The 11859-nt window shown below is 44.5% G+C and carries 12 protein-coding genes; 11 read left to right on the top strand and 1 reads right to left on the bottom strand.

Annotation, left to right across the window (positions count from 1 at the left end; all coding sequences use genetic code 11):
* The first annotated feature begins 2 nt into the window (after positions 1-2).
* The 10 genes from panD to C6Y45_RS00020 all read left to right on the top strand — a co-directional run bounded on the left by panD (position 3) and on the right by C6Y45_RS00020 (position 9787).
* Positions 3-389 (top strand): aspartate 1-decarboxylase, encoded by a 387-nt coding sequence (gene panD / locus C6Y45_RS00065; RefSeq protein ID WP_107583247.1) that lies wholly within the window; start codon positions 3-5, stop codon positions 387-389.
* Positions 390-551: 162 nt separating this feature from the next.
* Positions 552-3347: an ATP-dependent DNA helicase DinG gene (dinG, locus tag C6Y45_RS00060; protein ID WP_107582702.1), complete on the top strand. Its 2796-nt coding sequence runs from the start codon at positions 552-554 to the stop codon at positions 3345-3347.
* The gene (locus C6Y45_RS00055; protein WP_107582700.1) at positions 3331-4617 is read left to right on the top strand and encodes an amidohydrolase; all 1287 of its coding nucleotides are present in this window, start codon (positions 3331-3333) and stop codon (positions 4615-4617) included. Before dinG ends, C6Y45_RS00055 begins: the two co-directional genes overlap by 17 nt.
* A gap of 70 nt (positions 4618-4687) precedes the next feature.
* Entirely contained in the window at positions 4688-4876 is a 189-nt protein-coding gene (locus tag C6Y45_RS00050) for a YpmA family protein (RefSeq protein ID WP_107582698.1), read from the top strand.
* A 20-nt stretch (positions 4877-4896) separates the two neighbouring features.
* Positions 4897-5355 carry a PepSY domain-containing protein gene (locus C6Y45_RS00045; protein WP_160058011.1) on the top strand — a complete coding sequence of 153 codons (459 nt, stop codon included), beginning with the start codon at positions 4897-4899 and terminating at the stop codon, positions 5353-5355.
* Positions 5356-5419: 64 nt separating this feature from the next.
* Positions 5420-6598 (top strand): pyridoxal phosphate-dependent aminotransferase, encoded by a 1179-nt coding sequence (locus C6Y45_RS00040; RefSeq protein WP_107582694.1) that lies wholly within the window; start codon positions 5420-5422, stop codon positions 6596-6598.
* A gap of 28 nt (positions 6599-6626) precedes the next feature.
* Positions 6627-7916, top strand: a complete 1290-nt coding sequence (gene asnS, locus C6Y45_RS00035) for an asparagine--tRNA ligase (protein ID WP_107582692.1) — start codon at positions 6627-6629, stop codon at positions 7914-7916.
* A 62-nt stretch (positions 7917-7978) separates the two neighbouring features.
* Entirely contained in the window at positions 7979-8695 is a 717-nt protein-coding gene (locus C6Y45_RS00030; RefSeq protein WP_245922437.1) for a DnaD domain-containing protein, read from the top strand.
* Positions 8695-9342, top strand: coding sequence for an endonuclease III (gene nth / locus C6Y45_RS00025; RefSeq protein WP_107582690.1), 648 nt, complete (start codon positions 8695-8697; stop codon positions 9340-9342). The genes C6Y45_RS00030 and nth overlap by 1 nt, the downstream gene beginning before the upstream one ends.
* On the top strand, positions 9335-9787 hold the full coding sequence (locus tag C6Y45_RS00020) for a YpoC family protein (RefSeq protein WP_107582688.1): 453 nt from the start codon (positions 9335-9337) through the stop codon (positions 9785-9787). The genes nth and C6Y45_RS00020 overlap by 8 nt, the downstream gene beginning before the upstream one ends.
* Positions 9788-9942: 155 nt before the next feature.
* Here the strand turns inward: C6Y45_RS00020 and C6Y45_RS00015 are convergent, their stop codons facing one another.
* A complete protein-coding gene (locus tag C6Y45_RS00015; RefSeq protein WP_107582681.1) occupies positions 9943-10782 on the bottom strand; it encodes a mechanosensitive ion channel family protein in 840 nt (279 codons plus the stop codon).
* A gap of 172 nt (positions 10783-10954) precedes the next feature.
* On the opposite strand from C6Y45_RS00015, the gene C6Y45_RS00010 reads away from it, so the two are divergent.
* Positions 10955-11626 (top strand): potassium channel family protein, encoded by a 672-nt coding sequence (locus C6Y45_RS00010; protein WP_107582678.1) that lies wholly within the window; start codon positions 10955-10957, stop codon positions 11624-11626.
* Positions 11627-11859: the final 233 nt, after the last annotated feature.

Genomic DNA, 11859 nt, shown 5'->3' with positions numbered 1-11859 from the left:
AAATGATCCGTGAAATGATGAATGGAAAAATACACCGTGGGACTGTAACTGAGGCAGATCTCAATTATGTCGGCAGCATAACTATCGACCAGGATCTTCTCGATGAAGTAGATATGCTGGAAAATGAGAAAGTCCAGGTTGTAAATAATAACAATGGAGCAAGACTTGAGACGTATATTATTGCCGGTGCACGCGGTTCGAAAACAATCTGTTTGAACGGCGCTGCTGCGAGACTCGTGCAGCCGGGAGATAAAGTAATTGTTATCTCTTACAAATGGATGTCAGAAGAAGAGGCCCGTCAGCACACTCCAAATGTTGCAATCCTGAATGATGCCAATGAGATCGTTGAGAAAATGGGGACAGAACCGGCAGCAACGGTACGAATCTGATCCGCAGGGCTCCTCTCGAAAATGATCGTCTTTTTTATAACAGTTGATAAAAGTGGTCCGCCTAAGTGTAGGCGGGTCACTTTTTTTGCAGTGCTGAAAGAAGAATTTGTTCAATCGTGATACAATAGCAGAGGAATGTTATTCAGAAAGTAGGGTCGTAATATGTCTCGATATGTCGTACTGGATTTAGAAACTACAGGAGTTTCCTATGCGGAAGGAGACCGGATAATCCAGCTTGCTTATACAGTGATTGAAGAAAAAAAGATAGTTAAAACTTTCAATACGTTAATAAATTCAGAAACTACTATCCCGGCCTTTGTACAGCAGCTCACGCAGATTCAGACAGAAGATCTGGCTAAAGCTCCATCATTTGAGGAAATTGTACCGGAATTAATGGAAGACTTAAATAATTCCTGCTTTGTTGCCCATAATGTGGATTTCGATCTTCATTTTTTAAACGAAACTCTGGAAGATACGGGTTATACGCCATACGAAGGTCCGGTACTGGATACAGTGGAGCTCAGCCGAATAGCTTTTCCCTCAGAATCGGGCTACCGGCTCAGCGAACTCGCTGAAAATCTTTCTCTTCATCATGTTGTACCACATCAGGCAGACAGCGATGCCTATGCCACAGCCGAACTTTTCTTGAAAATATCAGAAGTCTTTCGTAAATTACCACGTCCGGCACTGAAACATCTGCTCGGAATAGAACATATGCTGAAGAGCAGTCTTCGGCCTTTACTGGAAGAATGGTTTGAGCAGGCGGAAGATGCTGCAGGAGAACTGGAAGTCTACAGAGGAATCGCTCTTAGAAAAATCAATTATGAGGCTGCGGAAAACGAGAATATAGAGGCTGATTTTAACGAGGTATTTGCAGATTTTCAAACCGGTGAGACCATTAGCAAGGTGATGCCCGGCTTCATAAGACGTTCAGGACAGGAAGAAATGATAAATTTTGTGCACCAAATATTTACCGGCAGCAAGATCGGCCTTGTGGAAGCCGGGACGGGTACCGGAAAAACGCTGGCTTATCTTCTGCCTGCCGCATATTACGCAGCTGTATATAAAGAAAAAGTTGTCATAAGTACAGAAACTATTCAGCTCCAGGAGCAGTTGTTGAAAAAGGAAGTACCTCTTGTTGAAAAGCTTCTCCCCTTTCCTGTAAAACCGGCGCTTCTGAAAGGAAGAACGCATTATGTCTGCCTTCAGAAAGTTGAGAATCTGCTGGATCTGAGTTTTCAGGAAAGCTATGAAAGAATGGTATCCAAGGCACAGATTGTTGTCTGGCTGACGATAACAGGAACAGGGGATGTGGAAGAGCTGAATCTGGCAGATGCATCGGACCGGTTCCTAAGGGAAGTGTCGAGCGATATTCAATCGTGCGCCGGTCCGGACTGTCCATGGTTTTCCAGGTGTTTTTACCAGCGCGCTAAAAAGGCGGCTAAAGCAGCGGATGTTGTGATTACAAATCACGCCATGCTTTTAAGTGATATTGTTCACGAAAGCCAAATTCTTCCTTCCTACAGTTCGGTTATTATTGATGAAGCACATCACCTTGAAGAAGCAGCTACGAGGCACTTCGGCACCCAGCTGGATTATGCGAGTATGGCTCAGCTGCTGAACGATTTCACTACCCGCGGGCAGGATAACGTCCTCGAACCATGGCTTTCGTTATATACACCGGAAATGTGGAAAAGATGCAAAGAAAAAATCCAGCAGGCCCGGGAAGAATGGAATGATTTGTTTTTATCTATATACAGTTATGCGGATAAAGGAGCAGGCAGGGGAGAAACAGGGGATGTTTCCAAAGTAATTGTGCGTGACGAATCGTGGAATTATGTACTGGAAGCTGCCCACAGGTTCCATGCTGTGTTCACTGAAGCTGTTGATGAGCTGAAAAAAATTGAACTCGAAATAAGCAGTGATACATCTACCGGCCCGGCTTATAAAAATGAACAGACAGCTCTTGACCGCTATATTCATGAAATGGATGATCTTCACAGGAAATTTATGGACCTGATTACTCATCAGCAGGAGGACAATGTTTACTGGATGGAAAGAGCACTCAAGGGACCAAAACAGTCCATTACGATTTTCAGCAGCCCGACAGAGGTCTCACAGCTTCTCGCTGACCGTTTTTTCCAAAAGAAAAAACGTGTGATCTTAACGAGTGCCACACTCACCGTAAATCAGTCATTTAACTTTGTGATCAGGCAGCTCGGCCTGGAGGATTTTGAAGTGGAGACGAAAGTAGTGGCTTCTCCTTTCAACTGGAGCGAGCAGGTAGCTTTAATGATTCCTAATGATATTCCTCTGATTCAGGAAGCGGGGGAGGATGCTTATATCCATTCTATAGCCCAGGCTATTTATCAGACAGCCGAAGTGACCGAGGGGAAAATGCTCGTTCTTTTCACTTCCTATGACATGCTGAGAAAAACATATCACCTGGTGAGCAACCTTCTGGACGACTCGTATATGCTTATCGGCCAGGGAATTCAGTCAAAGAGCAGGACAAAGCTTGTAAAAATGTTTCAGCAGTTTGACAGGACGATACTTTTTGGCACGAGCAGTTTCTGGGAGGGTGTTGATATCCCGGGAGAAGATTTGAGTGTAATCGTTATGGCCCGGCTGCCTTTTTCTCCACCTTCCGATCCGGTATTTAAAGCTAAGTCGGATAAACTGAAACAGGAAGGTGCTTCTCCTTTTATTAAGCTCGCTCTGCCTCAGGCCGTCCTTCGTTTTAAGCAGGGATTCGGCCGGTTAATAAGAAGGGAAACCGACAGAGGAATAGTAATTGTTCTGGACCGGCGGATTGACACAGCGCGCTATGGAAAGCAATTCGTAAAATCACTGCCGGATATGCCGGTGCACCGTGGGTCCATATATGATCTGGAAACAGAAATCGACGCATGGCTTCATAAGCCTTTAAAGGAGAGTGTTTATGACGGAGATCATTAAAAATGTCGTGATTGTTAACCCGGAAATGCCTCCGGAAGAAGGCTGGGTTATGATTAAGGGGGATGAAGTAATAAAAACAGGGAGCGGCACGCCGAAGGAACAGGCCGATGTTGTAACAGACGGCGGGGGAGGATGGCTTCTTCCTGGTTTTGTAAATACTCACGGTCATGCAGGAAGTTCGCTTCTTCGGGGGGCAGGAGACGATATGCCGCTTCATGAATGGCTGAAAAATGTCATGTGGCCGAATGAAAAGCGTTTTGATAAAAATATGGTGGAAGCGGCAGGAAACCTTGCGCTGGCGGAAATGATCAAGTCCGGTACTACTTCGTTTCTGGATATGTATCATTTGCATATGGGGGAATTTGCCGAGAAAATCGACCATGCAGGACTGAAGGCTGTGCTCGGCAGGGGGATGATCGGGTTCGGAAACGCAGACGAACAGAAGGGGAAGCTTTCTGAAGCAGAAAACCTTGCCGCTGCATGGCATATGAAAGGAAACGGGAGGATAAGGATAGGTATTATGCCGCACGCCCCTTACACGTGCCCGCCGGATTTTATGCTTAAAGCAGCAGAAATCGCTTCATCGAATAACCTCCTTTTTCATACGCATTGTGCAGAAACCTCTGAAGAGACAGAAGAGCATATAAAACGCTACGGACTTCATCCGGTCGATCATTTAAATGATCTGGGCATCTTTGATCTTAACGTCCTGCTGGCTCACGCTGTTCATATTTCACCGGCCCACATGGACCTGTTTGCTGAAAAACATACGGCAGTTTCTCATAATCCTAAATCCAATCTTAAACTCGGATCAGGCATCGCTCCGGCGGCAGAGATGATGAGAAGAGGGGTGAATGTAACTATTGGAACAGATTCGACAGCAAGTAATAACACGCTGGATATGGTGGAGGAAATGAGAATGGCTGCCATGCTTCACAAAGGAAAAGAAGAAAACCCTGCTTCCACTGCTGCAGAGGATATTTTAAAAGCTGCCACAATTAAAGGAGCTTCAGCACTTCAGTTTCCTGATACAGGAATAATTGCTCCGGGATGGAAAGCAGACCTGATTCTTGTCGATACGGCTTCTCCTCATTTGACACCCGCCTTACCAGAAAGAGCAGTTTCCCATATAGTGTATGCTATGAAATCCACCGATATAAAAAGCGTATGGATCCACGGCAGTCAGGTAATGAAAAATAGAGAACTGCTCACGCTGGACGAAGAGAGAGTACTTTTTGAAGCAGACAAACAGGCGAAAAAACTGCTATAATCAAAAACAGTTAGCTTTAATTTATGATAAAATAAATAAGCACTTGGAATTTAAGCGGGAGGAATCATATATGTCCAGTGATCAAATAAGACTGTTGAGTTCAATAAAGATGGAAAAATGCAGGGATGCTTACAAGATGGTGGATTGCCTGAACAGGACATTAAAAGAAAGAGATTTAATGTTCGGGCTGGCACTTGATGAGGACGATAAAGAGCAGATGATTTTTACTATTTACGATACAAAAGGCTCTGGCACGTGAAGTACTGGCTGCTGATACCGTTGGGTGCTGCAGCTGGTGTTTCGGTTCTTCTTCTTTTTCTTTATAATTCGGCAGTTTCCCCGCTTGAAGAAAGAGAAGCTGCCGGAAGGGCTGCAGCTTCTTCTATGGAAGATATTGCGGAAATTTACGAAGTGAACTTTTTTCACGGGGAAACTTCTTATCAGGTAGTGGATGCTGTAAGAGAGGACGGAGAGGACATTTACGTTCTGGTGCCGGAAAATGAAGAAGCAGAACCGGAAGTTTTACTACATAGTGCGGGCATAACTCGTGAAGAAGCCCGTGAAACGGCAGCAGCGAATGAAGACATGCAGTCTGTACATGCTGTCAGATTAGGTATGCTGGAAGGAATCCCGATCTACGAAATCAATTACACAGATTCCTACGGCCGGCTGGGGTATTATTATGTATCTTTTGAAAACGGGGAATATATAAAAAGCTATCAGCTTGGTACTTCTTAGATTCTTCAGAAAGCAGAGATGCTCTATTTAATCAGAATCAACTAATTTATGAGGAGAGATAATGATGAAATTTTCCGAGAAAGTCGAATCGATTACTCCATCTTCTACGCTGGCAATTACAGCAAAAGCAAAAGAACTGCGGGAGCAGGGACATGATGTTATCGGCCTCGGCGCAGGGGAACCGGACTTCAATACTCCCCGCTATATAATTGAAGCCAGCTACAAGTCAATGCTCGAAGGACATACGAAATATACACCGGCAGCAGGACTCCCGGCACTTAAGAAGGCTATCTGCGAAAAGTTTGCTGAAGATAACGGCCTGGAATACTCTCCGGATCAGATTGCAGTATCTACGGGAGCTAAACATGCTCTTTCCTCCATTTTTCAAACGATTCTCCGGGATGACGAGGAAGTTATTATTCTAACTCCTTACTGGGTAAGTTATCCGGAGCAGGTGAAAATTGCCGGAGGAGTGCCAGTCTTCGTTGAAGGGAAAGAAGATAATCAATTTAAAGCGACCCGCAGGCAGATTGAGGAAGCAGTCACTGAAAAAACAAAAGCTATTATAATCAACTCCCCAAGTAATCCAACAGGTATGACTTACACGAGGGAAGAATTGAAGGAAATTGGAGAACTCTGCCTGGAGAAAAATATTTTGATTATTTCCGACGAAATATACGAAAAGCTTCTTTATAATGGCGAAGAGCACGTATCCATTGCTCAAATTTCACCGGAACTCAAAGAGCAGACCCTCCTCGTAAATGGTGTTTCTAAATCTCACTCTATGACAGGGTGGCGAATCGGCTACACGGCCGGCCGGGCAGACATTATTAAGAAAATCGCGAATCTGGCAAGCCACACCACGTCGAACCCGGCAGTTATGGCACAGTACGGTGCTATAGCCGCTTATACAGAGGACGACGGCTCGGTGGAAAAAATGCGTAAAGCTTTTGAAGAGCGTCTGTCGAAAGTATTTGACCGGCTGAACGAAATACCGGGTTTTTCGTGCCAGAGACCTCAGGGAGCCTTCTATCTATTCCCGAACGTTAAGGAAGCCGTGGAAAAAAGTCCGTATTCTTCAACTGAGGAATGGGTAGAGGCATTACTGGAAGAAGCAAAAGTGGCGGTCGTACCGGGAGCAGGGTTCGGTGCTCCGGATAATATCCGACTCAGCTATGCGACGAGTCTTGAACAGTTCGAAGAAGCACTGGACCGGATAGAGGCATTCATAAAAGAACAATAATCATCAATCACTGCTGGAGGTATCAGATTTGAAGACAACAATCAGACAAATCGGCAGTCACGTGGAAGAAACAGTTATAATTGGTGCGTGGCTTGCGAATAAGAGATCGAGTGGAAAAATTGCTTTTTTACAGCTCCGCGATGGCACAGGATTTATTCAAGGAGTAGTAGTGAAAGCGGAAATCGGGGAGGAAAAGTTTCAAAAAGCGAAAGAACTGACTCAGGAAAGTTCGCTTTATGTTACCGGTATGGTCAGAGCCGATGATCGTGCTCCTTCAGGATATGAACTTTCGGTTACTGATTTCGAGGTAATTCATGAGGCGGCGGATTATCCAATTACGCCGAAAGAGCACGGTACTGAATTTCTAATGGATCATCGTCATTTGTGGCTCCGTTCCCGACGGCAGCATGCAGTTATGATCATACGTAATGAAATTATTCGTGCCACATATGAATTTTTCAACAGGGAAGGGTTCGTGAAAGTCGATCCGCCTATATTGACCGGAAGTTCTGCGGAAGGAACAACGAATCTTTTCCACACAAAATATTTTGATGAAGACGCCTACCTTTCACAAAGTGGTCAGCTGTATATGGAAGCGGCTGCGATGGCCCTTAATAAAGTATTTTCTTTCGGACCGACTTTTCGTGCGGAAAAATCCAAAACGCGCAGACATCTGATAGAATTTTGGATGATCGAACCGGAGATGGCTTTTATGGATCATGAAGAAAGTCTGGAAGTTCAGGAACAGTACGTAAGCTGGATTGTACAGTCAGTGCTGAAGGAGTGTCCTCAGGAGCTGAAAGCTCTCGAAAGAGACACAGCAGTACTGGAAAAGATACAGGCACCTTTTCCTCGTATTTCCTATGATGATGCAGTGACTTTTCTGCAAAAAGAAGGTTTTGAAATTGAATGGGGGGAGGACTTCGGTGCCCCACATGAAACAGCTATTGCAGAATCTTATGACAAGCCTGTCTTTATAACAAATTATCCAAAAGATATAAAAGCTTTTTATATGAAACCACACCCGGACCGGGAGGATGTCGTTCTCTGTGCTGATTTAATTGCTCCTGAAGGCTATGGAGAAATTATTGGAGGTAGCCAGCGGATAGACGATGAAGAGCTTTTGAAGCAGCGGTACGAGGAACACAATCTGTCAGAAGAAGCTTACCAGTGGTACCTCGATCTGAGAAAATACGGATCGGTTCCTCACTCCGGATTTGGACTCGGACTGGAGCGGACAGTAGCCTGGATTTCAGGCATCGAACACGTTCGCGAAACTATCCCGTTTCCACGTCTGCTGAACAGATTGTACCCATAACTACCCGAACTGTCCCGGTAATAAGCCCGGGACAGTTTTTTCAACGAAAGGAGGGAACAGAGATGAACAGACAACGGGCAGTAAATATGATGCAGGAAACTCCTTTCACTTTCCCGGCGGTGTTATTTCAATGTTATAAACAGCTTGGTCTTACAGATATGCAGTTTCTAGTGCTTCAGCATATTCACCAGCTCCATCAGGAGGGGATCCGTCTGCCTTCTCCGGCCCAGATTTCAGATCGGATGACAGCTCCAATTCAGGAATGTTCACGACATTTGAAAGATCTTATGGGATCACGTTTTATAGAAATTAAAGAAATCGAAGAATCGGATAAACAAACAGGCAAAGAAGTAATTGTAGAAGAAATTTCACTTGGCCCGGTGTTTGAAAAACTTTATGAATGCCTTTCCGACAAAGACCTGGAGGAGAAAGAAAACACAAAAAAGACGGACGAAGGAGAACTGTTTGAAACGTTTGAAACAGAATTTGCCCGCCCATTGTCCCCTATGGAAATGGAAATGATCTCTATGTGGCTGGACGAAGACGGTCACGATACCGATTTAATTGCCGGGGCCCTGAAAGAGTCTGTTATTTCCGGAAAATTGAACTTTCGTTACATTGACCGGATCCTTCATGACTGGAAAAGAAATGGAATCAAAAACCTGGAGGCTGCTAAAAAGCATGGGGAGAGTATCCGCAGCCGGCGGCTCGCTGCTCCAGAAGTAAAAGCAGCCAAGCCTCATCCCGGCTATAACTGGCTGGAAGGAGGAAACGGCTGATGCTGAATAAATCACAAATTCGTACAGTGCTGGACACAATGGCAGAAATGTTTCCGGAAGCGGAATGTGAGCTGACACGCCGAAACCCGTTGGAACTTACAATCGCTGTAGTATTGTCGGCACAGGCGACTGATGCTCTCGTAAACAAAGTTACTCCGCAGCTGTTTGAAAAGTACCGGCGTCCGGAAGATTATGTACACGTACCATTGGAAGAGCTTGAAAACGATATACGGTCTATCGGGCTGTTCAGAAGTAAAGCAAAAAACATTCAGAAGCTCTGCCGTTCATTGATAGATCAGTATGATGGACAGGTACCAGAAGAAAGAGACAAACTTATGCAGCTGGCCGGTGTTGGAAGAAAAACGGCAAATGTTGTAGCTTCCGTAGCTTTTAACGAACCGGCTATTGCCGTTGATACACACGTTGAACGGGTAAGTAAAAGGCTGGGGCTCTGCCGTTGGAAAGACAGTGTACTGGAAGTGGAAAAAACGCTCATGAAAAAAATTCCAAAAGAAGAATGGTCAGATACCCATCACCGGATGATTTTTTTCGGACGGTACCACTGTAAATCCCAAAAGCCAAAATGCGTGGAATGTCCTCTTCTGGAATTATGCAGAGAAGGAAAGAAGCGGATGAAAAATGGCTGAAATAACGATACCGGCGACTTTCGCTGAACAACCATTTTACAAAAATGGAGAAACCGTTCCTTTACTTAAGCCATGGTACGAAAAAAATCATCCCTTTCCTTTTATGGAAGATATATACGGTCTGCTGCCTCCGGATCGTAAACAGGTTTTAATAGCCTTTTATAATATGTACCGTAACGCAGGCTCAGTGAAGTACGAACCGGTACTTTGGACGTCCAGGTATATACAATTATTTCATTGGATGGAAGGGAAAGTGGTAAAAAGCGTGAAGGAAGCTGCGGCAGGGGCTGCAGCTCATCCGGCCGCTCCATGGAATTCAGAGGACCGGCTGTTGTTCGTAATGGAGGATCCAGGCCATTTTGCCCGTCAGATTACACTGTCAGCCCTGATTAAAGAAGCAGGTCCTAAACTGCGTATATACTACAATGTGGCTGATCCTACTTAAATCACAGATTGCCGGAAGATAGTAAAAACGATCTTTTCATAAAAGATTTTCTAATATAATGATTATCATTTCGGCAGCGAGATAAGGAATACAAAAAGAGGCCTCTTCCACAGGCCTCTTTTGTATGTCGTATAAATCTGAAAAGATTAAAATTGTTATTCACTTTCTTTGTGAAAATACACTTGGTGGGGGAAGGGGATTTCGATACCTTGTGCATCCAGAGCTTCTTTAATTTCCTGACGAAGGAGTCTTTCAACTCCCCACTGCTCCATGTTAACAGTTTTAGCAAGTACGCGAATTACAACATCACTCTCGCCAAGACTTTGAACACCGAGAACATCCGGACCTTCCACGACGGTATCCACTTTGGAAGCTGCATTGTTGCATGCAGTCTGAATAACGCGCATCGCTTCGTCTATATTCTCATCATAGGCAATGCTTATATCCACATGTGCCTGCATGTTCGATCTGGAGTGGTTGCTCAGGCTGGAAATTTCACGGTTCGGGATGAAGTGTACCGTACCATCGAAACCACGGAGTTTGGTCGTACGCAGTCCAACTTCCTCCACGACTCCGTCAAGGCCGGCTATAGTGACGTATTCGTCGACATCGATCTGCCGCTCCAGGAGAATAAAAAAACCTGTTACAATATCGCTGACGAGCCCTTGGGCTCCAAATCCTATAGCAAGACCTACAATACCCGCCCCTGCTATTAGAGCGGTAATATCGTACTCAAATACCCCTACAATGAGCGTTATGACAATGAAAATCAGCACGTAGGAGAAAATGTTTACTGCCAGCTTTTCAAGAGTAATAATTCTGCCTTTGGAAATGTTTCTCTGATCACTCATTCTCGTAAAGCTTTTCTGAATAAATTTGCGGCCAGCTGCCCGCACAATATAAAAAGCAATCAGTATACCTGCAAGCTGAATTGCGATTGTAACGGCTTTCGTTAAAAGTGCTGACCAGTCAACCGCGGTTAACCATTCCGGCATATGTATGCGTCTCCTTTCTCAATTGTGAATTTACACACCATAGCATTTTATCATACGATTGTCCTGACTGAAACCTGTATGATTATTTGTTTGAAACATCGACTTTCCTCCGTTATGATGAAAGAAGTGTAAAAAGGAAGGGGGAGGGCGCGGGTTTTCCGCCACTTTACTAATGAAAAAGCAGTTTGCAGTAATAGGTCTTGGACGCTTTGGCGGCAGTATAGTAAAAGAACTGAATGATCTCGGCATGGAAGTACTGGCTATAGACATCAATGAAGATAAAGTAAACGAATTCGCCCCGGCAGCTACGCATGCCGTTATGGCCGATACTACTGATGAAAATGCGCTTCGCAGTCTCGGTATCCGGAATTTCGACCACGTCATTGTGGCGATAGGGGATAACATTCAATCGAGTATTTTAACTACCTTGATGCTCGTGGAAGTAGGGGTTCCTCACATAACAGTAAAGGCGCAGAATGACTATCACGAGAAAGTCTTAAATAAAATAGGTGCTCATAAAGTTGTTCATCCGGAAAGGGATATGGGAATTCGCATTGCTCATAATCTGGTTTCAAAGAATGTGCTGGATTATCTTGAGTTATCTGACGAATACAGTATTGTGGAGTTAATAGCTGGAGACAGAGTTCACAATCACTCATTGATGGATCTGGATCTTCGTGCAAAGTACGGCTGTAATATTATGGCCATAAAAAGAGGCGAAGATATTAATGTCTCGCCGGCAGCCGATGAAAATTTAAAAAAACAGGACATATTAATTGTTATTGGGGCAGACCGGGATATCACACGAATGGAGCAGGATTTATTTGATGATGATTCAGATTGACAGGACATCCTTCACATTAATATTTTCTGCTTAATGAATGATTATTCGATTTACACAAAGAGTATTTTAAATAATAAAAAGGGAAGGCCCGGGGGCCTTCCCTTTTCAGGCTGTTGAAAAAGTCGCCCGCGGGCGGCTTTTTTTGCTTGATTTTGCCTCGGTTCGGCGTATGATAAAAGAAAAAGGAGTCGATTCCCATGATGGGCCACTGGCAGGACCGACGACATGTTTCC

The sequence above is a fragment of the Alkalicoccus saliphilus genome (genome assembly GCF_003044065.1).
Classification (GTDB): domain Bacteria; phylum Bacillota; class Bacilli; order Bacillales; family Salisediminibacteriaceae; genus Alkalicoccus; species Alkalicoccus saliphilus.
This window is presented reverse-complemented; position numbering and strand designations above follow the sequence as displayed.

Coding starts and splice junctions, on each gene's coding strand:
- panD (WP_107583247.1), top strand. CDS start 3: ATGATCCGTGAAATGATGAATGGAAAAATACACCGTGGGACTGTAACT.
- dinG (WP_107582702.1), top strand. CDS start 552: ATGTCTCGATATGTCGTACTGGATTTAGAAACTACAGGAGTTTCCTAT.
- C6Y45_RS00055 (WP_107582700.1), top strand. CDS start 3,331: ATGACGGAGATCATTAAAAATGTCGTGATTGTTAACCCGGAAATGCCT.
- C6Y45_RS00050 (WP_107582698.1), top strand. CDS start 4,688: ATGTCCAGTGATCAAATAAGACTGTTGAGTTCAATAAAGATGGAAAAA.
- C6Y45_RS00040 (WP_107582694.1), top strand. CDS start 5,420: ATGAAATTTTCCGAGAAAGTCGAATCGATTACTCCATCTTCTACGCTG.
- C6Y45_RS00030 (WP_245922437.1), top strand. CDS start 7,979: ATGAACAGACAACGGGCAGTAAATATGATGCAGGAAACTCCTTTCACT.
- nth (WP_107582690.1), top strand. CDS start 8,695: ATGCTGAATAAATCACAAATTCGTACAGTGCTGGACACAATGGCAGAA.
- C6Y45_RS00020 (WP_107582688.1), top strand. CDS start 9,335: ATGGCTGAAATAACGATACCGGCGACTTTCGCTGAACAACCATTTTAC.
- C6Y45_RS00015 (WP_107582681.1), bottom strand. CDS start 10,782: ATGCCGGAATGGTTAACCGCGGTTGACTGGTCAGCACTTTTAACGAAA.
- C6Y45_RS00010 (WP_107582678.1), top strand. CDS start 10,955: ATGAAAAAGCAGTTTGCAGTAATAGGTCTTGGACGCTTTGGCGGCAGT.